Source organism: Streptomyces sp. NPDC042201, from assembly GCF_055582185.1.
Window position 1 is genome coordinate 1 of record NZ_JBVJDS010000016.1, and the last position, 20,838, is coordinate 20,838.

General features: G+C 66.9%; 18 protein-coding genes and 4 pseudogenes. 13 read left to right on the forward strand and 9 right to left on the reverse strand.

Annotated features, from left to right (window positions below):
- Positions 1-128 precede the first annotated feature (128 nt).
- The 4 genes and pseudogenes from ACZ6MZ_RS30235 to ACZ6MZ_RS30250 form a co-directional block, all read right to left on the reverse strand.
- Positions 129-546, reverse strand: a pseudogene (locus ACZ6MZ_RS30235) (tyrosine-type recombinase/integrase); the annotation flags it as partial.
- 306 nt (positions 547-852) lie between these two features.
- Positions 853-1,519: pseudogene (locus ACZ6MZ_RS30240) on the reverse strand (transposase); the annotation flags it as partial.
- Positions 1,520-1,695: 176 nt separating this feature from the next.
- A pseudogene (locus tag ACZ6MZ_RS30245) lies at positions 1,696-2,366 on the reverse strand (nucleotidyl transferase AbiEii/AbiGii toxin family protein).
- Positions 2,363-2,710 carry a transcriptional regulator gene (locus ACZ6MZ_RS30250; protein ID WP_469355542.1) on the reverse strand — a complete coding sequence of 116 codons (348 nt, stop codon included), beginning with the start codon at positions 2,708-2,710 and terminating at the stop codon, positions 2,363-2,365. Before ACZ6MZ_RS30250 ends, ACZ6MZ_RS30245 begins: the two are co-directional and overlap by 4 nt.
- A 492-nt stretch (positions 2,711-3,202) precedes the next feature.
- On the opposite strand from ACZ6MZ_RS30250, the pseudogene ACZ6MZ_RS30255 reads away from it, so the two are divergent.
- The 5 genes and pseudogenes from ACZ6MZ_RS30255 to ACZ6MZ_RS30275 all read left to right on the forward strand — a co-directional run bounded on the left by ACZ6MZ_RS30255 (position 3,203) and on the right by ACZ6MZ_RS30275 (position 7,806).
- A pseudogene (locus ACZ6MZ_RS30255) lies at positions 3,203-4,497 on the forward strand (ISAs1 family transposase).
- Positions 4,498-4,936: 439 nt separating this feature from the next.
- Positions 4,937-6,040: a GmrSD restriction endonuclease domain-containing protein gene (locus ACZ6MZ_RS30260; protein WP_469355544.1), complete on the forward strand. Its 1,104-nt coding sequence runs from the start codon at positions 4,937-4,939 to the stop codon at positions 6,038-6,040.
- Between the two features lie 11 nt (positions 6,041-6,051).
- Entirely contained in the window at positions 6,052-6,696 is a 645-nt protein-coding gene (locus ACZ6MZ_RS30265) for an MAE_28990/MAE_18760 family HEPN-like nuclease (RefSeq protein ID WP_469355546.1), read from the forward strand.
- Between the two features lie 30 nt (positions 6,697-6,726).
- The gene (locus tag ACZ6MZ_RS30270) at positions 6,727-7,026 is read left to right on the forward strand and encodes a hypothetical protein (RefSeq protein ID WP_469355548.1); all 300 of its coding nucleotides are present in this window, start codon (positions 6,727-6,729) and stop codon (positions 7,024-7,026) included.
- 12 nt (positions 7,027-7,038) lie between these two features.
- Positions 7,039-7,806 carry a transposase gene (locus ACZ6MZ_RS30275; protein ID WP_469355550.1) on the forward strand — a complete coding sequence of 256 codons (768 nt, stop codon included), beginning with the start codon at positions 7,039-7,041 and terminating at the stop codon, positions 7,804-7,806.
- A 218-nt stretch (positions 7,807-8,024) separates the two neighbouring features.
- Here the strand turns inward: ACZ6MZ_RS30275 and ACZ6MZ_RS30280 are convergent, their stop codons facing one another.
- Positions 8,025-9,020, reverse strand: a complete 996-nt coding sequence (locus ACZ6MZ_RS30280; RefSeq protein WP_469355552.1) for an HNH endonuclease signature motif containing protein — start codon at positions 9,018-9,020, stop codon at positions 8,025-8,027.
- Positions 9,021-9,687: 667 nt separating this feature from the next.
- Between ACZ6MZ_RS30280 and ACZ6MZ_RS30285 the strand changes: the two genes are divergently transcribed.
- Positions 9,688-10,539, forward strand: coding sequence for a GNAT family N-acetyltransferase (locus tag ACZ6MZ_RS30285; RefSeq protein ID WP_469355554.1), 852 nt, complete (start codon positions 9,688-9,690; stop codon positions 10,537-10,539).
- A 203-nt stretch (positions 10,540-10,742) separates the two neighbouring features.
- Positions 10,743-11,375, forward strand: a complete 633-nt coding sequence (locus ACZ6MZ_RS30290; RefSeq protein ID WP_469355556.1) for a DUF4352 domain-containing protein — start codon at positions 10,743-10,745, stop codon at positions 11,373-11,375.
- Between the two features lie 102 nt (positions 11,376-11,477).
- Here ACZ6MZ_RS30290 and ACZ6MZ_RS30295 read toward each other — a convergent pair whose 3' ends face one another.
- A complete protein-coding gene (locus ACZ6MZ_RS30295; protein WP_384331702.1) occupies positions 11,478-11,708 on the reverse strand; it encodes a hypothetical protein in 231 nt (76 codons plus the stop codon).
- Between the two features lie 195 nt (positions 11,709-11,903).
- On the reverse strand, positions 11,904-12,755 hold the full coding sequence (locus tag ACZ6MZ_RS30300) for an MmyB family transcriptional regulator (RefSeq protein WP_469355558.1): 852 nt from the start codon (positions 12,753-12,755) through the stop codon (positions 11,904-11,906).
- Positions 12,756-12,880: 125 nt separating this feature from the next.
- On the opposite strand from ACZ6MZ_RS30300, the gene ACZ6MZ_RS30305 reads away from it, so the two are divergent.
- Positions 12,881-13,666, forward strand: coding sequence for an SDR family NAD(P)-dependent oxidoreductase (locus tag ACZ6MZ_RS30305; RefSeq protein WP_469355559.1), 786 nt, complete (start codon positions 12,881-12,883; stop codon positions 13,664-13,666).
- Positions 13,667-13,766: 100 nt separating this feature from the next.
- On the opposite strand, the gene ACZ6MZ_RS30310 is transcribed toward ACZ6MZ_RS30305, so the two are convergent.
- The gene (locus tag ACZ6MZ_RS30310; RefSeq protein ID WP_469355561.1) at positions 13,767-15,305 is read right to left on the reverse strand and encodes a cryptochrome/photolyase family protein; all 1,539 of its coding nucleotides are present in this window, start codon (positions 15,303-15,305) and stop codon (positions 13,767-13,769) included.
- 394 nt (positions 15,306-15,699) lie between these two features.
- On the opposite strand from ACZ6MZ_RS30310, the gene ACZ6MZ_RS30315 reads away from it, so the two are divergent.
- The 4 genes from ACZ6MZ_RS30315 to ACZ6MZ_RS30330 all read left to right on the forward strand — a co-directional run bounded on the left by ACZ6MZ_RS30315 (position 15,700) and on the right by ACZ6MZ_RS30330 (position 18,385).
- Entirely contained in the window at positions 15,700-16,335 is a 636-nt protein-coding gene (locus tag ACZ6MZ_RS30315; protein ID WP_389784338.1) for a phosphotransferase, read from the forward strand.
- Positions 16,336-16,440: 105 nt separating this feature from the next.
- Positions 16,441-16,713, forward strand: a complete 273-nt coding sequence (locus ACZ6MZ_RS30320) for a DUF4873 domain-containing protein (RefSeq protein ID WP_384183793.1) — start codon at positions 16,441-16,443, stop codon at positions 16,711-16,713.
- 243 nt (positions 16,714-16,956) lie between these two features.
- Entirely contained in the window at positions 16,957-17,430 is a 474-nt protein-coding gene (locus ACZ6MZ_RS30325) for a carboxymuconolactone decarboxylase family protein (RefSeq protein WP_469355563.1), read from the forward strand.
- A gap of 31 nt (positions 17,431-17,461) precedes the next feature.
- Positions 17,462-18,385, forward strand: coding sequence for an RNA polymerase sigma-70 factor (locus ACZ6MZ_RS30330; protein ID WP_389784342.1), 924 nt, complete (start codon positions 17,462-17,464; stop codon positions 18,383-18,385).
- A gap of 99 nt (positions 18,386-18,484) precedes the next feature.
- On the opposite strand, the gene ACZ6MZ_RS30335 is transcribed toward ACZ6MZ_RS30330, so the two are convergent.
- Positions 18,485-19,585: an XdhC family protein gene (locus ACZ6MZ_RS30335; RefSeq protein WP_469355565.1), complete on the reverse strand. Its 1,101-nt coding sequence runs from the start codon at positions 19,583-19,585 to the stop codon at positions 18,485-18,487.
- Positions 19,586-19,797: 212 nt separating this feature from the next.
- Between ACZ6MZ_RS30335 and ACZ6MZ_RS30340 the strand changes: the two genes are divergently transcribed.
- A complete protein-coding gene (locus ACZ6MZ_RS30340) occupies positions 19,798-20,838 on the forward strand; it encodes an FAD binding domain-containing protein (protein WP_469355567.1) in 1,041 nt (346 codons plus the stop codon).

Genomic DNA, 20,838 nt, shown 5'->3' on the forward strand with positions numbered 1-20,838 from the left:
GCTTCCGTCGTCCCTGTGGCTTCCGGTCGCCCCGGACCTCGAAGTCCATCGCACCCCTTGAACTGGGGTGTTGCAACGACCACTAGAACGCAAGGATCATGGTTGGGGGCCTTTGACATCCACGGGCCGGGACGGTGACTGAGCATGCGGTCCAGGTGACTCATCGCCTCGCGCTGCGCGTCCTGGACGACGTGGGCGCAGATGTTCATCGTGACCGCGATCTGACTGTGCCCGGGGAGCCCCACCACGACGCGGGGAGCGACCCCGACAGCGGAGCAACGTCGCGCACTCATGCCGGGCGTCGTGCAGCCGGATCACGCGAAGCCCGGCGGCCTTGGCCACCCGCGTGAACGAGCGGTACAGGTTACGCGGCTCGATCGGCCGACCGGTCCGGGTCGTGAAGACATAGCCGCTCTCCTCCCACTGATCACCAGCAGCCGTACGCATCGCCGCCTGCCGCAGTCGTTTCCCCGGCGCGGAGGTGACGTGGGCGGCGCAGGTGGCGATTCGAGGTGGCGCCGTTTGCGAGTGCCGGCCGGAGCGTGGCGAGCATTGGTGGCTCCCATCCCGACCACCTTCGACCTAGGCAGAGTCGAGCAGTCGCGGCCCAGGGCGTCAAGGTCGTTCGTACAGTGGCGCGCTTCACCTTGACGCCCTGAACCACGCCCGCTCTACGGTGTGTGGGTCGAAGGCGGGCGGGATGAGAGCTGGGATAGGTGGTGGGTTGAGGAAGCCGGGTTAGGAGCGGCCGAGAAGGCCCATCGCACCAAGCCAGAGCATCATGCTGGCAGTAAAGGCCCCACCGCCCTTGAACACGGCCTCAACGCCAGGGGAATCCGACACGCCTACAAGGATCCCGGCCGCGCCGATCCGCTGACCGACCTCGGCGCGTTTACTGCGGTTCTTGGGGAACCGGGACTCCTTTTAACGGCGTGCCGTAGTGCTCGAACCACTCGGGAGCGGCGATGCCGGCCAGCCAGGCCGCGGCGGCAGCGGCCACCGCGTTCAGAGCCGACCGCAGCGTCTCACCGACCAGCTCCAGCCAGCACAACTCGCGGGCAGTCGACCGCACATGCGTGGAGTCCGTGCGAGCCCGTCCGCCACTCCTGAGCAGCCCACGATCCTGTGCCGCCGCCACAACCGCGTCCAACAGGCCCCGGCCCGCATCGCAGCCCACCAGCCGGTCTTGGAACTCCGACAGGACCGAACGATCGAACCCCGGATCCTCCAAGGCGAGGCCAAGGGCGCACTTCCAGTCGATACGAGCCCGCACCGCCTCAGCCGCCTGCCGGCCTGTCAGCCCCTCCACGAACTGGAGGACCACCACCAGCGCCAGCCGGCCCGGCGACCAGGCAGGCTTCCCTCTCCTCGGAAACACTGCGGCGAAGTCCTCGTCCCGGAACAGCACCCCGAGCTCGTCCCGGACCCGAATCGCGAGACTTCCCCTGGGAAACGCCCTCCGGGCCACCCGGACCGTTCCCGCCGGGACCTCCCCCGGCTCCCCCACACGCAACGACACGGACGCCCCTCCCCAAACACAACGTCGGCCTTCACGACCACAACCAGGTCGTGAAGGCCGACGTCACGCACAGGGCCCGGATTCGCCAACAGCGTCGGCCATCGACCTCTCAGGCCCCTTTTCGCAGGGTTGACTCTGACCGGATCGAAGGGGGGCCGTTCGGGCGTGGACCGGAATCAGTCCTCGGCTGGTGCTTCCAGTTCCTGGAGTCGTTCGGCAATGTCGTGTGCCCATTCCTGTGCCCACTGCCGCAATGTGGTGATCGCGGTGACGTTGAGTCCGTAGGCGCCGAATTCGGTGTCGTCGATCAAGTCGGTCCGCCCAGGCGGGCCTGGAGGTCAGTGAGGTCGAAGGAGTCGCGGGCGTGGCGGCGTCCGAGTTCTTCGAGTTCGGTGTGGCTCCACCGGTCCGCGGCGGCTCGTACGTCGATCAGGTCGCGGGCGAGTCCGCGGTCGGCCAGTGCGCGACCCTTGGTGCCGACGATATCTTCGACCGAGAGCACCAAGCCGTGCGGGGTCTGTACCGGCGGTCGCCAGAACGCTTCGTTGAGAATGTCGACCCCGTACTCCTCACTGCTGGCTGGATCGGTGATGATCAGCCGCGCGGACAGCGGGTCGGTCTCCAGGGCTCGAACACGCCATCCGCGTTGCTCCAGTCCGGCGCGGACGGTGGTCGCGATGTTCTCCATGCGGTCCGGGTTCTCGGTGGCGACGTCGAGAACCCGGCTGAGCCGGTTGACCAGGCCGTGCGCTTGCACGGCGTAGCCGCCGGTGAGTGCGAGAGGATAAGCGCTGCCCACGGCGAGTATGTCAGCCAGCAGGCGGCGGTGCAGTTCTGTGAGATTCACCCAACAGCCCGAGTGCTGAGGGCCAGTTCGCCGAAGGCGCTCTCCCAGACGTTACGGATGTCGCGGCTGATCAGTGTGCGATGTATGGGCCACATATCCATGAGCAGCTTGTGGTTGAGGTCCTGGACCATGTCGTCGTGCATGTCCTCGGCCAGGACGATCCGGTAGCAGCTCATCCGCAGTCGGGGCCGATCGAGATCGAACTGCGTCAGTCCTGACCACGCCAGGTGAAGCGGCAGGCGCACTGTCCCGTGACTCGGGCCAGCGAGTGCTGAGAGCTCCGTGGGCATGCGCCGGGCGAATCTGGCGCGGCGGAGTTCGGAGACGGTGAGGGCTGATGCCATGCCCCGATTATCCCGTAGGAGTCTGCGAGAAGCGCACCATTCCAGGAGGTGAGAGCGGTCTGCAACGAGCGATCATTCCAGAGCCTCAACGCAGAGGGATCGCCCCGAGCCCAGGGCCGCAACGAAGCCCTGAGCCGCTGGCCCGGGGCTTTCATGTGGAGCCGGTGACGAATCGAACTCGCGCTCTGAGCTTGGGATTCAACGGCGCTCCGGTCATGTCACGGCCACTGAGCTGTGGATATGAAGTGACCCGCGTGCCCGTTGAGAGGGCTCGCCTGTACCTCCATTGACCGCTGTTCACCGCTCCGAGGGGCATGGACGAGGCAGGGGCTATACGGAGGTAGCGTCAACGGGGTTCAGCCACAGGGCCCCGGCGAGTGCCTGGATCGTCCCGGCCTGGGGTGTTGATCTCGGTGGTGGGCCACGGAAGCAGGTGAACATGGCACCTGTGGATCATGTAGTTCTCTACGCTGCAAGATCCACGAAGGTGCCGTGTTCGTTCCTCCATCATCCCGTGTCGCTGTCCCAGTGCCTCATGCGCCCTGCCTGGAAGCGCTCGGCGAGGGTGGCGCCAAGGAGCAAGTCCGCTGCCTGGTCGCGGAGTTCGAGTCGGTCACCGATCCGAGAGGGGCTTGCGGAGTGCGGTACCGGCTCTCCTCTCTGCTGGCCCTGGTGGTCTGCGCGATGACCCCGTCCGGCCACGACTCGATCACCGCGGCGGCGGAGTGGTGCCGACGTGCGACGCCGGAGGAACTGGCCGCCTTCGGCCTGCCCTACCACCCACTCCTTGGCCGCTACCGGGTGCCGAGCGAGAAGACCCTGCGCAGCGTCCTGGGGTGGCTCGATCCCGGTGAGATCGGCGCGGCCGGTTACGACTACCTTCGGCCTCTGCTGTCCGCACAGCCCCGCCGGCCGGAGCCGGTGATGCCCGACGGTGGCACCGAGCGTGAACAGCGCCGGGCCCACCGGGCGGCCGCCCGCGCCGAGCCGGTACGGCTCCGGCGGCGGGCGATCGCGGTGGACGGCAAGTGCCTGCGTGGCGCGAGGCGCCCGGACGGCAGCCGGGTCTTCGTCCTGTCCGCCGTCCGTCACGGCGACGGTGTCACACTCGCCTCCCGCGAGATCGGCGCGAAGACCAACGAGATCCCCGAGTTCGCACCTCTCCTCGACCAGATCGACGACGCGGATCTCGCGGGGGTGGTCGTTACCGCCGATGCCCTCCACGCCCAACGCGACCACGCCATCTACCTGCGCGAACGCGGCGCTCACTACCTGCTGACCATCAAGAACAACCAGCGCGGCCCGGCCCGTCAACTCCACGCCCTGCCCTGGAAGGAGATCCCCGTGATCCACCGCGACGACGCCCGGGGCCACGGCCGTCACGAGCAGCGGCTCGTGCAGGTCGTCACCGTCGAGGGCCTGCTCTTCCCGCACGCGGCCCAGGTCCTGCGGATCCAGCGCCGTCGCCGTTTCTACGGGGCGAAAAAATGGTCCAGCGAGACCGTCTACGCCATCACCGACCTGCCCGCCGAGGAAGCGAACGCAACCGAGATCGCGTCCTGGGCTCGCGGGCACTGGACCGTGGAAAATACCGTCCACTGGTGTCGAGATGTCACCTCAACGAGGACAAGTCCCAGGTCAGGACCCACAACGCGCCCGCCGTACTCGCTGCCCTCCGCGACCTGATCCGCAGCGCGCTCAAGCTCGCCGGCTACGTCAACACAGCCGCCGGACGACGAGCCCACACCGAGCGCCCCCGCGTCCTCGCCCTCTACGGCATCACATGATCAAATCGGACAATCCAGGCACTCGCCGGGGCCCTGGGTTCAGCCAGGGACGACGCAGAGGCGGTCGGCGCGAGGTCTGTTAACCCGGGATGCATCAGGTCGGGCGAGTGCGGAAGGTGCCGGCCCCGAAGCAGGTGCTAGCGCGCGGCGCTTGGCAGGTGGTGGTCGCTGGCGGGAACCGAGGCCGGTTCGGTCATTGCGCCTGCTCCAGAGAATCTTGCGGATGCCGCTGAAGATGGCCCCGAAGGCTGTCGGGAGCGATGTTAAGTGCGAAGCCGACCGCGAGCATGCATCGGCACCGCCACGATCGCGGTGACTTGGCTACTTGCTGTCGTGCCCAGGAAGAGATCAGCTGAGGGAGATGAGTTCGCATGCCCATAGGGCTACACTCCTACGGACTTGCAACTGATGGCACTTCAGGTGAGAGGAGAAGTGGACGATGCTTCTTGAAGACCAGATCGAGACTTACAGGCGTCAGATCGCGACAGACTCCTATCCTATGTCGATCGGTGAGCTGTCAAATTTGTATCGGGATGGCGAAATTGACATTCACCCAGAATTCCAGAGGATTTTTAGGTGGAGAGACGGCCAAAAGAGCCGCCTGGTCGAGAGCGTCTTGCTGGGTATTCCGCTGCCGAGTATTTTTGTCGCTCAGAACGACAAGGGAATCTGGGATGTCGTGGATGGGGTGCAAAGGCTGTCGACAATCTTTCAATTCATGGGGATTTTGAAAGACGAAGAAGGGAAACTATATGATCCCCTGATCTGTGTCGACGCCCCATTTTTGACGAATCTGGATGGGTGTTCTTACGGCGAGGTCGAGGGGGCAGGGAAATCCTTGACCTCAACCCAGCGACTTGATTTCAAGCGCGCTCGGGTCGATATGAAGATCATTAAGCGCGAGAGTGACAACAGGGCAAAGTATGATCTTTTTCAGCGCTTGAATTCATTCGGGTCGGTTGCGACGGAGCAGGAGCTGCGAAACTGCCTCCTCGTCAGTATGAGTAAGCCGCATTTCGAGTGGTTGGTGGAAGTCTCAAATGACCGGAATTTTCTGGAAGTTCTGGATATGCCGAAGAGGCTGCTCGACGAGCGGTACCATATGGAGCTGGCTCTCAGGTTTTCCTTTCTACACTCGATTCCAGAGCCCCGCTTGTCGTCTATCCGCAATATCGGTGATTTTCTCACGGAGCAACTTGTGGATTTCGCCGACCTCTCGCCTCGTAGACTGGAGGAAGAGATGAAGATCTTCACACAGACCTTTGAGATTCTTGCAGGGTCAGGCGGGGCAGACTTGCTGCGCCGCTGGAACTATGCGAAGAGTCGACCGGAGGGTTATTTCTCACTTACTGCCTTTGAGGCTTTGGCGTTGGGAATTGCCTACAATCTGCCTAGACGTTCCCCTGGCTTTGGTGATATCGGTGCAAAGCAGAAGGCCCTCTGGTCGGAGCCGCAATTTTCTGCGGGCCATGCGACTGGAGTACGTAGCGATCAGAGGATGAAAAGGACAATTCCCTTCGGGCGTCAGCTCTTTTCTAGCTGACGGAGATGACGTTGAACCTCCAGAAGTTTACCGAGAGGGCTCAGAAGGGGTTGGCTCACCGAAAGGCCGAGCTGTCACGCCTGAGCATCATGGTTAACGGGGCTCATCGAGACACTTCGCAAGAGGTGGTTGTGTGTCGGTCTTCGATCGTCCTCGCTTACGCGCACTGGGAGGGCTTTGTAAAGCAGGTGAGTCGACTCTATGTGGACTACATAAACTCGTGCAAAATTCCAGTTCTTGACTTGAAGCCGTGCTTTCAGGCGGCGCATGTGCGGATTCACTTGAATCGTGCGGGGAAGAGCGTAAGAATACCGATTCTTGCCGAGCTGCTCGAGAGGATCGACTCGGATCGAAACGCGATATTCTTTGCGGACCCTACAAGGCTCATCGACACGGAAAGTAATTTGACTTCCGAGGTTTTCAAGAATATTATTAGATCAATCGGCCTCGTTTACTTGGAGTTCTATTCGACTCGACAGGCTTTTATTGACGAAAAGCTTGTCTTCAGTCGAAACCAGGTCTCTCATGGCGAACTAATTCCCTTCAGGGGTGCGGACGCGACTGAGCGAATCGACACCGTTCGAATTCTCCTGGACATGTATGCCAATCAAGTGCTTGACGCAGCACGGGACGAGTCGTTCCTTCTGATTCCATGACTGCATTCGACTTCCGCGCGGTCGGCATAGGTGGCTACCCGGGCCATCCGTCGGTTCTTCGCCGACTGCGAAGTGCTGACGCTGGCCTACACGCACCTCATCAATGAGACACCGGGCGACGACCCGGACGGCCGACACAGTGCGGCGGCGGTGGCCGCCGATGCCGGTGCGTTGATCGGCTGGAACGGCTTTCCTGCGGAGGACCTGGCGATGCACGGGTGCGGGTTCTTTGGTTTGGACGCCTGTCTGTGGGAGCTGTATGAGGAGTTGCCCCACGAGGCCTCCGAGACGGTGGCTAAGGGCTGTCCCGTAACTGCTGGTCGCGGGTGAGATGATCTTGATGTGACTGGTGTGATCGCGGCGTCGGAGCCGTGCTGGATAGCTCCGTTCACCGGGCTGAGCCCTCGCCTGTTCGGCAAGCTGGTGACCGTGCTGCGGCGGGAGGGTGCGGATGCGGTCCGAAGGGGCTGGCCGTGGAGCCTCCCGCTGGAGGACCGGGCTCTGCTGGTCGCGGCTTACTGGCGCACGAACTTGACGATGCGCCAGCTCGCCCCGCTCTTCGGGGTGTCGAAATCGGCTGCGGACCGCATCATCGACGACCTCGGGCCGATGCTCGCGCTCCAGCCCCGCAAGCGGTTCGGCAAGGACACCGTGCTCATCGTGGACGGCACCCTGGTCCCGACCCGGGACCACACGGTGGCGGAGCAGTCCAAGAATTACCGGTACTCGACCAACCACCAGGTCGTCATCGACGCCGACACCCGCCTGGTCGTCGTGGTGGGCCGGCCTCTTGCCGGAAACCGCAACGACTGCAAGGCGTGGGAGGAATCCGGCGCCAAAGCCGCCGTCGGCAGAACACTCACGATCGCCGACGGCGGCTGTCCCGGCACCGGGCTCGTCATGCCCCACCGCCGACGCAAGGGCGAAGACCTTCCGGACTGGAAAGAAGCACACAACAAGTCCCACAAGCAGGTCCGCGCCCGCGTCGAGCACGTCTTCGCGCGCATGAAGACCTGGAAGATCCTCCGCGACTGCCGCCTCAAAGGCGACGGAGTCCACCACGCCATGCTCGGCATCGCCCGGATGCACAACCTCGCCCTCGCCGGATAGACGAGCGGCCCGCACGACGGACAAGCACACCCGGGCAGCTCGGAGATCATTTACGGGACAACCCTTAGGCAGCCATTTTGGGGCGAGCCTCTAGACAATGTCCCCAACAGCGTGCTTTAACGGTCAAGTCCACAGACTGCCCGCCTCGCCGAAGCTTAAGAGGACATGATCGCTCGCCTCAAAGCAGCTCCAGCCCAAAGCCGCTCCGCCGCCCTGCATCACGGGGTACCACGAATGATCGCGCTCCCGTCCCCTCTAACCCGCCTAAAAGCAATGTCATAGGCCCACGCGTACGTGGAGACTTTTTTATCGACAGAGAAGTGTCGCCCGGTTGCCGCGTCGAGCACGCGATGAAACTCGCCCATCAGTTCTGACCACTCCACTGACCTGAAATCACTATCCTTCCAGCCGTAGAGAGATTTGAGTTCATCTTTCACAGCAGAGAAGAAGGGTAGGGGTTCGCGGCGATCCTTCTCGATCCGAACGTTGCACTCTTGTAGAAATTCCTTGGCTTCCTCGGGTACGTCTACCCACTTGTCCGGGCTATCTCTGAGTTCTGCGTAATCGATCCAGGCCCAGAAGCTCTCTGCGTCGGCCACATCCGGAGCCTCGACGTGATGTTTCGGGCATAGCAGGGCGAAGTTTCTGACATCCATGGAGCCCCCCAGTGCACTCGGCACTACATGCGCTCGCTCTACAGGCTTGGCCCAGCACACAAGGCAGGCGGCTTCCTCCAAGCCGAGATACTCGACGATTGCCCGAACGGTCGGCGCGGTCTTTCGGTTAACCGGCTCCTTCTCGCGAGGCTGGACTTCTAGTGATTCAGCGTTGTACCCATATTTACTGCCATCATTCGGGTGGGTAATTCCCAAAATGTCCGGAACGTCATTGCGCTGGGGGTGCGGGTTTCGCACATGATAGAGCGGAGTGTTAATCTCCGTGAGGTAATCCCCTAAGAATCCAAGCGCAAATTCTTGTATCAATTCATACGCATCGTGATCGAAGCCGCCAGCCTCGTTCCTATGTCCCTGGATGTCAATATAGAGAAAACGGGGGGCGCCAGGTGACGTCTTCTCGGCATGCTTAACGCAGTCGAAGATACGGTGAGCGCAACGCTCGAAATTCTCGTAGATCTTCATGTCATGGTAGATCGCAACCCCCTTTGCCCTCTCCGTCTTCTTCTTTCGTGTCTGCTGTCGCGTCCTCTTCGCCACGGAGCCCCCTCGGCCACGGTCTTGATACGGCACAGCCGAGCATGGCAGACCGCACTGACACTGAAGGCGTTACGCGGAAGAGGGGCAGTCGAACCCCGAAGAGGCCGACTGCGTCACAGCGGCACGCACGGGCACCTACAGCAAGCTCGTCAATGAGGTCACGTGCCACGGCCGAACCACGTAGAGAGATCAACCACGGCCTGCCGGAGTCGAGGTGCCCTGATCGCCTGGGCTGCTGCTGCAGCAGCAGCCGGACTGGCCTAAGCTTCCTCCCCGACCGGCGATGAGTGATTGCGCATCTTCCAAGAGGAAGACCACGTAGACCCATAGGCCGTCCGACGAGGTGATCGGCCCGCGAGTTGACCGACCGTACGAGCCGAGCAACTCCACGGCGTGCTCAAGCCCACGCATCTCGTGGCCTGTCCGTCGCGTGAGTCCGAGACGACGCCTGTAGATTCTGGCAAGCGATTCAGTGGGTGACGTCCCATCCCAGACGACTCCCACCCCGCCGCAGAGCAGGGCATCACGGGCCTGCGCGTCCAGGAGGATTGCGGCTCGAACGGAATGTCCAAGGCGTCGAGCAACCTGCTGCTGACGATCCTGCGGACATCCTCGGCCAGGTGGGCGTGTCGGAATTGGTCGCGGGCTCCGTGATGGGATGCGTCCCATGAGCGAGCCGTCCCTGCGTGACCGCATAGAGCAGTACTACGCCACCGTGCCATTGGTGTTCGCCGAAGCCGAGCAGTTCGGCTCCTTGTGCCTCTTCGTACGAAAGGAGGCGGGCGCCCCGTATTACGGTGGCCCGAACCATGCCCGGCCGACCTCGGCAGGTCCCGCCATTCCCACAGCCGCCGATATCGCTCGGGTGCGAGCGCGTCAGCGCGAGCTTGGGGTGCCGGAGGCTTTCGAGTGGTTGGCCGAGGTGATGCCGTCGCTGCGTGGCCGCATCGAAGCGGCGGGCCTCCCGGTGGCCGAACGCCCGTTGATGGTGCTGGACCCGCACCATCCGCTGCCTCCGCAGCCCCTTCCCGATGGCGTCACGATCCGCGTCCTGGACGCCGACGACCCAGCCCTGTCCGCCGTGCTCGCCCTTTCCGGACTGGCGTTCGCGGACGAGAGCACAGCAGTGGGGCCGGCGGGCCGCGCGGAGTTGGAGGCGGCGGCCGAAAAGCTCATGGCGGACGGCTCGGTGGCAACGATCCGCCCCTCCCTCCGAGCCGGCCACAAAACGCTCGCCGCCGCCTTCGGCCCCGACGGCACTCCGCTTGCCGTGGGCCACTACCACCCCGCGAACGGCACCACGGAGATCGGCGGAATCGGCACCCTCCCCACCGCCCGCCGCCAGGGTCTCGGCTCCGCCGTCATGGCAGCGTTGGCCGCCCATGCCCGGGACCATGAGGTAGGCACCGTCTTCCTCGCCTACGCGCAGGAGGCCGTCGCCCGTATCTACGCCCGCCTGGGATTCCGCCCGGCCGGCACCACCCTGCTGATCGCTAACCAGCCTGCCCGTGGTCAGTAGAAGCGGGAGCTGGCGACGGAGCCTCCGCCAGGGTGCCTGACCGCGGGGGAACCTCGCCGGGCCGCTGTTGTCATTGCGTGACCTGAGGCACCATCAGCTCCTTCACGTTTTGGTCACAGCTACGTCACCAAAACCGCACGCGCCACTATCGGCATCCATTGCCCCGCTACGGTCATCCCTCTCGAACCACCTCAGGGGGGCACATGTCGTATCAGCAGCCGCAGCAGCCGAGTTGGGGACCGCAGCAGCCTGGTTGGGGACCGCAGCCGCCGGCGCCGAAGAAGTCGAGCGCGGGCAAGATCGTCGGCTTCAGCTGCCTCGGAATCGTCGGGCTCTTCGTCCTCATCGGTGTCCTCGCCGCACTCGTCGGCAGCGAGGACGAGGACACGTCGTCGCGCGGCAGCAACCCTGCGGCCACTCAGGACGCCGCCGCCAAGCCGGACAAGGCCGGTGACGCCAAGGCCGACGACGCGAAAGCCGACGACGCCAAGGAAGAGCCGGCCCCCGATGCGCCCGTGAAGGTCGTGGCCAAGAAGACGCCGTTCAAGGCGGGCATCCTCGCCGACGGCACCGACTACACCAGCGTGCAGGTCACCGTCACGAACGACAGCGACAAGGAGATCAGCGTCAACCCGCTGTACTTCACCATCACCGACACCAACGGCAGCAAGCACGCCGCCGAGTTGGCCGCGGATGAGAACCAGATCGACACCGTTGACCTGGCGCCCGGCGAGAACGTGACCGGCACCGTCACCGGCAAGGGCGGCTTCACCCCGAAGTACGTCACCTACACCGACGGCCTGATCGGTGACAGTGTCCGGGGATATGTCTCCTGAGTTGCCCTGCCCCACAGATTCCAGGTCTCGCCTCTGAGCCGTCCGTGACGGCACCGCCCCCGACGCCGCGCGGTGCGGTGTCGGGGGCGGTGGCGGTCCGGATCAGAACCCCATGAAACGCAGGCAGCCCTTGCGCTTGGACTTGACCGAGTCGTACTCCGTGATCCCGTTCGGACCGCCGAGGTTCTCGTAGTGCACGCTGGAACTCTTCTCCGAGAAGCGGGCCTTGCCGCTCTTTCCGTGGTGACCGTCGTCGGCCGAAGCGGAGACGGCGCCGCCCATGACGGTGGCGACAGCGAGGGCGCCGGCAACAAGCGCAGTGCGAAGACGCATCAAAACTCCCGAATAGTCAGTTATGCGGACAAGTAATACATACTGACTATTGCGCGCTTCGAGAAGCACCCCGCCCTCTTTTCGCCCGATCGGACGCACCCCGGCCCCACCCACACGGTTCCTGAGCCGAGCCGGCGCCATCCGCGTCTGGGGCTCGCCGTGGCGCCGCCCGCCTCGCCCGGCTACGTACGGCGGCTACGGGCGGGAGAAGTCCATGCGCTGCGGGCCCGAGACCGACAGCTTGCGGAGGGCCTCCTCGGAGGGCGAGCCCGATTCCGCGGTGTAGACGACCACGTGCTGATCCACGTCGGGGATGGCGAGGACGTCGCAGTTCAGGGTGAGCTCGCCGACCACGGGGTGCCGCATCGTCTTGCGCAGGTGTTGCTCCTCCCGTACGTCGTGGGACTCCCACAACCGGGTGAACCGCGCGCTGCCGTCCACGAGTTCCGCGACGAGAGCGCGGGTCGAGGTGTCGTCCGGGTAGCGGGCGAGGACGGTGCGCAGGTGGCCGGCGGCGAAGACTCCGAAGGCGTGGTCATCGGTCATGCCGTAGTGCGGACGCCCGTTGTGCGGCCCCAGGAAGTGGCGGCGGATGAGATTGCGGTCGCGCGGCGGCAGAGCGGAGAAGTCCTCGAGAAGCGCCGCGGCCAGCGGGTTCCAGGCGATCACGTTGTACGTCGCGTCAAGTACGAGCACGGCGGATCCGGGCATACGGTTGATGAGGTCCACGATGCTCTGCCGGACCTCCCTCGGCGGTCCCGGCGGCGGTCCGGGGGACTCGCCGGCGAGGGCGTACAGATAATCGCGTTCGGCGTCCGAGAGCCGGAGCGCGCGGGCGAGGGCCGCCAGGACCCGGCGGGACGAGCGAGGGCCCCGGGACTGTTCGAGCTGGGTGTAGTACTCCGTCGAGATGTACGCGAGCTCCGCGACCTCTTCCCGTCGCAGGCCCGGTGTACGGCGCCCGGACCCGGCGATCAGCCCCACGTCCGCGGGCCGGAGCCGCTCGCGCCTGCTGCGGAGGAAGGCCGCCAGTTCCTGTCTGTCCACCCTTCCAATGTATTCCAGCGACGCCGCGCGTCTTTTCGTCCTGTCTCCCGGTGGCCGCTTGGCGCGGATTGTCCAGGTACTCGCACTGCCTGGATGGCCCGGTGCGACCGTCACAGACTGAGGTCATGAGCACTTCGACGACATCGACCCCCATGGGCCTACTCACCGACAAGATCGCACTCGTGACCGGCGCGGGCCGGGGCATCGGCGCCGCTTCGGCCAGGCTCTTCGCCGCCGAAGGCGCGAAGGTCGTGCTGACAGCGCGTACGGAAACGGAGCTGCGGGCCGTGACCGAGGAGATACGGGCCGAGGGCGGCACCGCCGATTACGTGGTGTGCGACCTCGCCGACGCCGCGAGTGTCCGTGGCGCCGTCGACACCGTACTGAGTCTGCACGGCCGGTTGGACATCGCCTTCAACAACGCGGGGGTGTCCGTGCCGCCCGCCCCGCTCGCCGATGTTCCGGAGGCGGACTTCGATCTGATCCTCTCGGTCAACCTCAAGGGCTGCTGGCTGGCGATGGCGGCCGAGATAGCGGCGATCCGCTCGACCGCCGGGTCCGGCGCCATCGTCAACAACAGCAGCGTCGGCAGCCTGCGCGGCAACCCGACCCTGCCGGCGTACGGCGCGGCCAAGCGCGCGGTGAACAGCCTCACCGAGTCCGCCGCCGTCTCGTACGGCCCGGAGGGGATCCGCGTCAACGCCGTCGCCCCCGGCACCACCATGACCGAGATGATCAAGCGATGGGTCGCCTACGAGCCCGACCTTCTCACGCGGCTCAACGCCAAGACCCCGCTCCGGCGCCCCGCGGAGCCGTACGAGGTGGCCGAGGCGGCAGCGTGGCTGCTCAGTGACCGGGCGTCGTACGTCAGTGGCGTGGTGCTGTCGGTCGACGGCGGCATGCAGGCGTAAGGGGGCAGGGTGATGCCCCCACCAGCACGGATCCTCGCCGTGAAGGCCTCCTCACCGTGACGGCCTCCTCGCAATGAACGCCTCCTCGCCGTGAACGTCCTCATGGTGGCCCGTCGCCCCGGGCATGTTCCTGGCGCAGCAGTTCCTCGCGATCCGTGAGGCGGTCCAGGCCCAGGACCGCGCGGGTCATCCGCGGGTTGTGCCGCAGGCTCGCGCGGTGCCGGTCCAGGAAGGCCCAGTACCCGGCCGTGTACGGGCAGGCGTGTTCGCCCACGCGCTCGGTGGGCCGGTAGGCGCACGGGCCGCAGAGGTCGCTCATGCGGTTCACATAGGCGCCGCCCGAGGTGTACGGCTTCGTGGTCATCCGGCCCCCGTCGGCGTACTGGGACATGCCGATGACGTTCGGCAGCATGACCCAGTCGTAGCCGTCCACGAAGCAGCGGTGGAACCAGTCCGTGACGGCCGCCGGATCCCAGCCGCGCTGGAGCGCGTGGCTGCCGAGGATCATCAGCCGGGGGATGTGATGGGTCCACCCCGTGTCGCGCACCTGCGCCAGTACCGTCGACAGACAGCGCGCCGTGACGGCGTCGGCGTTCAGATCGAGAAACCAGTCGGGCAGGGGCGCCCGGTGCCGCAGGGCGTTGTGATGCCGGTAGTCCTCGCCGAAGTACCAGTACAGCTGCCATACGTACTCGCGCCAGCCGGCGATCTGACGGACGAATCCCTCCGCGCTGTTCAGCGGCGCCTCCCCCGCACGCCAGGCGGCCTCGGCGCGCGCCACGCATTCGGCGGGGTCGAGCAGGCCCAGATTGAGGGAGGACGAGAGCAGGCTGTGGCTCATCACCGGGTCGTCCGCCAGCATCGCGTCCTCGTACGGGCCGAAGGCGCCGAGGCGGTGCGTGATGAAGCGGCGGAGCGCGGTCAGGGCCTCGCGGCGGGTCGCGGGGAACAGCCGGGGGCTGTCTCGACCCACGAACGCGACATCGCCGTCCCGTTCCCAGCGGTCGAGATCACGGCGCACCTCGTCGTCGATCCCGTCCTCGCGCGGCCGGTAGGGGGCGGGGACATCCAGGGTCCGCGCTCCGCGGGGCGGTGGCTCACGGTTGTCCTGGTCGAGGTTCCACCGTCCGCCGGCCGGGCGGTCTCCGTCGATGAGCAGATCGTGGCCGCGTCGCACCCAGCGGTAGAAGTCCTCCTGCCGAAGCCGGTGGCCGTGCCGGCCGTCCGCCCAGGCCCGGAAGTCGTCGTGCGGGACGAGGAAGCCGCGGGCGGGCAGCACGGTGACATTCGGCAGCGAACGGACCAGGCTCAGGGCGGCCCACGAGGTCGGGTGATGGACCGTCACCTTGTCGTCCCCGACCGCCTGCCGCAGCCCCTCGCGGTAGGTGTCGGCGCGGATGTACCGCACACGTTCGCCGAGTTCGGCGGCGCGGTGGCGCATCGCGGAGAGCACGAGATGGGCTTTGGCCCGGTGGAAGCGACGTCGTCGGAAGACCGACCGCGACTCGATCACCACCAGCGGCGCGTCTTGAGCGGGCCCGCCCTCCCGTTCGCCGCGCTGTTCATGTCGGTCGCCGCGACCGGGTTCGATGAAGTGCGGGCCGAGCTGGTCGCCGAAGAGCCAGTGCGCTGTGCTCATGGTCGTAGCCTGACTCATCGGGCGGCAGGCGCCGTGGAGCGCGGCGCATCGCCGTGTCTCTCGCGGCGCCGCCAACAGCGACGCGGGCGTCGTACGTCAGTGGCCTGGCGCTGTCGGTCGATGGCGGCATGCAGGGGGGCGTCGTACGTTCGGTGGTCGGCCGAGGGGCGGGCGACGCCAATGCCGTCCGATCGGACGACCCGGTCCGGCACGGCGTCCCGGACCCCGTGGATCGCGCGCGGAAATCCGCTCGCTCGCGGAGCGGTACGGAGGGCAGCATGCGTGCATGAAATATTCCGGACCGCCGCGTTCCGAGGTGCGCGTACCCGCGCCGATTGCTGCCGTAGCCGGGGATCGGCCGCTTCTGCCCGTGTGGCAGAACGAGTTGGGTGGCTTGACCTTCCAGATCGGTAGCGGAGAGGAGCGGCTGTTCGCCAAGTGGGCGCCGGCGGGCTCGGGGCTGGACCTGGCCGCCGAGGATGCGCGCCTGCGCTGGGCCGGGCGTTTCGCGGCGGTGCCCCGGGTGCGGGACTACGGAGCTGACGAGGGGGGAGCCTGGCTCGTCACTCACGGGCTTCCTGGCGAGAGCGCCGTCAGTCCTCGGTGGAAGGCGGATCCGCGTCAGGCCGTTCGTGCGCTGGGGACAGGGCTGCGGGCTCTGCACGAGCGGCTGCCCGTAGCCGACTGTCCTTTCAGCTGGTCTGTCGATCACCGCTTGGAACGTGCCCGGCGCGCGGGTGTCGAGGTGCCCGCGGACCTGTCTCCGTACCCGCCGATCGACCACCTGGTCGTGTGCCACGGCGACCCCTGCGCGCCCAACACGCTGTTGGACGAGGAGGGTTCCTGGTCCGGACATGTGGACATGGGCACCCTCGGCGTCGCCGACCGATGGGCCGATCTGGCCGTTGCCACTTGGAACACCGGGTGGAATTACGGCCCGGGCTGGGAGGACGCCCTTCTCGACGCCTACGGCATCGATCCCGACCCGTACCGGATGGACTTCTACCGACGTTTGTGGAACGCGACGTGAGCACCCCGGGAGGGCGTGTGCCGTCGGTAGTCCTTCTCGGTGCTCCGCGAGCGCTCGTGCGCGGGGGTGGCGGGGGGCCGGGAGATGGAGGCGCACACTGAGGGCATGAGCAACTACCAAGGTCCCGCGACGCTTGTCGCCGGCGAATCCGAGATCGAAGTCCACGCCACGCTGAGCGCGAGTCTGTCCGGGGCGGTGCGGCAGTGGGGTGGCAGCGTGCAGACCTCGGACGCGGGGGAGGCCTTCTACGCGGCCTTGGACAGCGACGATGTGAAGATCCGCTTCCCCGACGGCCGGGAGGGGACGGTCGTGGCCACGCACACCGCCATCGGCAGCGGACGGCTACGGGTGTCGGGGAGCGGCACGATTCCCTTCTAGGCTTGTCGTCGCGTTCCATCAGTCGTTCAGTTGTACGAGAGCCTCGCCCGGGCCCTGAACCAGCGAGGCGCCGAGCGCCGGTAGGTCAGGCTTCCGGAGGCAGGAGAGTCCGCCCGGCAGCGCCTGCACGTGCGTGACGAGGCGCGGAGGCGGGGAGACGCAGGTCACATCCGTCCATGTCACAGGGGGTCGGGCTACCCCGTCTCAAGAGGTGTAGCCACTGACGACCACGGAGGACACACCATGGACGCGCGACTGAACTTCTTCGCCGGCCCGACCGCCGGCAAGGCCCTCAAGCACCTCATGGCGGCGGGCAAGGTGATCAAGGACTCACCGCTGCCGGCCGCGACGCAGGAGCTGGTGGCGCTGCGCGTGAGCCAGATCAACGGCTGCGCCGTCTGCATCGACATGCACACCAAGGAGGCCGCCGCTGCCGGCGAGACCTCGGTGCGGCTGAACCTGGTGGCGGCGTGGCGGGAGGCCACGGTCTTCACCGAGGCCGAGCGTGCCGCGCTGGAGTTGGCGGAGGAGGGAACCCGGGTCGCCGATGCGGCCGGCGGGGTCAGCGACGCGGTGTGGGCAGATGCCGCCAAGCACTACGACGAGGAGCAGCTCACCGCCCTGGTGGTCCTGGTCTCCTTCATGAACATGGTGAACCGGCTGAACGTCATCACCCAGCAGCCGGCCGGCGACTACGAGCCCGGGCAGTTCCACTGAGCCCCAGAGGGGGTCAGGGGGAGGAGTCAGCGTGAGCAAGGTCGAGGACTTCGAGGAGCTGCGGCCGCTGCTGTTTTCGATCGCCTACCGGATTCTGGGCAGCGTGAGTGAGGCCGAGGACGCGGTGCAGGAGACGTGGCTGCGCTTTGACGGCTCGGCGACCCGGCCCACCTCGACCAAGGCTTTTCTGTCGGCCACGGTGACACGGCTCTCGATCGATGTGCTGCGTTCCGCGCGGGTGCGACGGGAGGAGTACGTCGGGCCGTGGTTTCCCGAGCCGCTGCTGAGCGATCCGTATCAGGATCCGGCGCGGTCGGCGGAGCTGGCCGACTCCGTGTCGATGGCTGCGCTACTGCTGCTGGAGCGGCTCAGCCCGCTGGAGCGGGCGGTTTTCTTGCTGCGGGAGGTGTTCGCCTTCGGATTCGACGAGGTTGCCGCGGCGGTGGGGCGTTCGGAGGCGGCATGCCGGCAGTTGCTGGTGCGGGCACGGCGGCATATGGAGGCCGGGCGGCCGCGGTTCGCAGCGGACCGTCAGGAGCGGCAGAGGCTGGCGGCGCGGTTCTTCGACGCGCTGGAGAACGGAGATGTGGGCGGGCTGCGGAAGCTACTGGCCGCCGACGTGCAGCTGGCCGGGGACGGCGGCGGCAAGGCCCCGCAGCTGGCCAAGGCCGTCATGGGCGCGGACAACGTGGCCCGGGTGCTGGGCTCGGTCTTCCCCTGGCTGATGCGGATCGGCGTGACGTTCGAGCCGCACGAGGTCAACGGCCAGCCCGGCGCGACCTTCCGCGACCGGGACGGCAAGATCCTGTACACCCTGGTCCTCGAGGTGCTCGACGGGCGGATCCAGACCATCCGTGGGGTGATCAATCCCGACAAGCTCGGCCACCTCGGGCCGGTCGCCGACGCCTGGGCCATCGATCGCGAGATGAAGCAGGCCCGCCGGCGGATGAACTGACCTCGACCGTGGTGCTGACAGGGCCTGGAGAGCTCACGTCCGTCGGGCAGGGTGCGGGGCCGGTGGGCTGCCGGGTTCCGGCAACCGCACCGGGGCGCGTCAGTGGTGGATCGACAGTTCCGTACGGGTCAGCCGCTCACCCGTGCCGCCCCATCTCAGCGCGATGATCTCGGCCATGATCGCCACCGCCGTCTCCTCGGGGGTGCGGGCGCCGAGGTCCAGGCCGATCGGGGCGGAGAGCCGGGCGAGGGCGCTCTCGCTCACCCCCGCCTCGCGCAGCCGGGTCAACCGGTCCTCGTGGGTGCGGCGGCTGCCCATGGCGCCGATGTAGCGGGCAGGGGTGCGCAGGGCTCGTTCCAGCAGCGGGACGTCGAACTTCGGGTCGTGGGTGAGGACACAGATGACCGTGTCCTCGTCCACCGGGTGTTCTTCGAGGAAGAGATGCGGCCACTGGACGACCAGCTCATCGGCGTCGGGGAACCGCTCGCGGGTGGCGAAGACAGGGCGGGCGTCACAGACCGTGACGTGGTAGCCGAGGAACTTCCCGATCCGCGCGACCGCGCCCGCGAAGTCGATCGCGCCGAACACCAGCATGCTGGGCGGCGGCGCGAAGGACTGGACGAAGACCGCGAGCTGGTCCATGCGCTGCTCGCCGTTGCGGCCGATGTGTACGACTCCGGTGTGGCCCTGCGCGAGCATGCCACGGGCCTGTTCGGTGATCGCGGCGTCCAGCCGCGCGTTGCCGAGGGTGCCCGCCGCCCCGGCCGCGTCGGGGGCGACGACAAGGTTTCCGCCCGGGTACGCGTCGCCAGAGAGCACCGAAGCGACCGCGACCGGGCGCCCCCTGGCGATGTGGCCGAGGACGGCCGGCAGCTCGGGAAAGTGGTCGTCGTCGGCCGGACGTACGAGGATGTCGACGACCCCGCCGCAGGTCAGCCCCGCCTCCAGCGCGTCGTCATCACTCACGCCGTACGTTTTCAGCACCGCCTCGCCCGAGGCGAGGACCTCCCGGGCGACCTCGTACACCGCGCCCTCGACGCAGCCCCCGGACACGCTGCCGCGCACCTCTCCGCTCTCGGCGACCGCCATCGCGGCGCCCGGCTGCCGTGGCGCCGATTTCCAGGTCCGGACGACGGTGGCCACCGCGAAGCGCACTCCGGCGGAGTGCCAGGAGGCGAGGCCCTCGGCGATGTCCCGCATGCGCGCGCTCCCTTTCGCCGGCCGTCCCCGCCGAGCCAGAACTCGCCCACCCCCCGCCAAGCGCAGCGTGTGTATACCGACAAACAATGTCAACCACGACTTAAGCGACACCTTAAGTCGCTGTTGACTTTCCGCACCCCGAAGCGCCCACTGACGGTGCGTGACGGGGGCCGTTAAGGGGCGACGTCGCGAGAGCGAGAGAAGGATCGCTGATGCAGGTTCCCGCGCCATTCGAGTACGAACGCGCCACCAGCGTCGACCAGGCGATCGGGCTGCTCGACCGGCTGGGCGACACCGCGCGGCTGGTGGCCGGCGGTCACAGCCTGCTCCCGATGATGAAGCTGCGTCTCGCCAACTTCGAATACCTGATCGATATCAACGATCTCTCCGACGAGCTGGCCTATATCGCGGTCGAGCAGGACCTGATCCGGATCGGCGCGCTGACCCGCCACCGCGAGCTGCTGGAGTCCGCCGCGCTCGCCAGGACGTTCCCGATCTTCGCCGACGCGGAGCGGGTGATCGCCGACCCGGTGGTGCGTAACCGTGGCACGCTCGGCGGTTCGCTCTGCCAGGCCGACCCCTCCGAGGACCTCTCCGCCGTGTGCACGACCCTCGGCGCGAGCTGCGTGATCCAGGGCGGCGACGGCCGGCGCGTGGTGACGATGGAGGAGTTCCACCGGGGACCGTACGAGACGGCCGTCGGCGACGCCGAGATGCTGGTCGAGGTCCGCTTCCCGGTCCGGCCGAACGGTTCGAGCGCGTACGAGAAGGTCGAGCGGCGCGCGGGCGACTGGGCGGTGGTCTCGGCCGGCGCGGCGGTCTGGCTGGACGGCGTGGTCATCTCCGACGCCCGCGTCGGACTGGCGGCGGTCGGGCCCAACACCACGGGGCTGCCGGAGATCTCCCGGGCGCTGCGCGCGCGGCTGCCGTCGGAGGAGCTGTACGCCCAGGCCGGCACGATCGCGGCGGCCTCCTGCGAACCGGTCACCGACCGCCGGGGCAGCGCCGAGTACAAGCGCCATCTCGCCAAGGAACTGACCGTACGCGCGCTGCGCCGCTCCGTCGCCCGCGCCAGGGCGGACCGGGCCGCCAGGGGCCCCGAAGCAGCCAAGGCCCCGGAAGGACCCGGTACGGCGCCCGGCACATGGTCCGGTCCGCCGTCAGGTCCGCCGTCCGGCCCACAGTCCGGTCCACGGTCCAGCCCGCCGTCCGGTCCGCCGTCCGGTCCGCGCTCCGAGGGACAGGAAGACTGA

Excerpts from the sequence above, each read along its gene's own strand:
- ACZ6MZ_RS30320 (WP_384183793.1), top strand. The coding sequence starts at position 16,441 with ATGAGCAACTACCAAGGTCCCGCGACGCTTGTCGCCGGCGAATCCGAG.
- ACZ6MZ_RS30295 (WP_384331702.1), bottom strand. The coding sequence starts at position 11,708 with ATGCGTCTTCGCACTGCGCTTGTTGCCGGCGCCCTCGCTGTCGCCACC.
- ACZ6MZ_RS30325 (WP_469355563.1), top strand. The coding sequence starts at position 16,957 with ATGGACGCGCGACTGAACTTCTTCGCCGGCCCGACCGCCGGCAAGGCC.
- ACZ6MZ_RS30250 (WP_469355542.1), bottom strand. The coding sequence starts at position 2,710 with ATGGCATCAGCCCTCACCGTCTCCGAACTCCGCCGCGCCAGATTCGCC.
- ACZ6MZ_RS30290 (WP_469355556.1), top strand. The coding sequence starts at position 10,743 with ATGTCGTATCAGCAGCCGCAGCAGCCGAGTTGGGGACCGCAGCAGCCT.
- ACZ6MZ_RS30305 (WP_469355559.1), top strand. The coding sequence starts at position 12,881 with ATGAGCACTTCGACGACATCGACCCCCATGGGCCTACTCACCGACAAG.
- ACZ6MZ_RS30310 (WP_469355561.1), bottom strand. The coding sequence starts at position 15,305 with ATGAGCACAGCGCACTGGCTCTTCGGCGACCAGCTCGGCCCGCACTTC.
- ACZ6MZ_RS30285 (WP_469355554.1), top strand. The coding sequence starts at position 9,688 with ATGAGCGAGCCGTCCCTGCGTGACCGCATAGAGCAGTACTACGCCACC.
- ACZ6MZ_RS30260 (WP_469355544.1), top strand. The coding sequence starts at position 4,937 with ATGCTTCTTGAAGACCAGATCGAGACTTACAGGCGTCAGATCGCGACA.
- ACZ6MZ_RS30335 (WP_469355565.1), bottom strand. The coding sequence starts at position 19,585 with ATGCGGGACATCGCCGAGGGCCTCGCCTCCTGGCACTCCGCCGGAGTG.
- ACZ6MZ_RS30340 (WP_469355567.1), top strand. The coding sequence starts at position 19,798 with ATGCAGGTTCCCGCGCCATTCGAGTACGAACGCGCCACCAGCGTCGAC.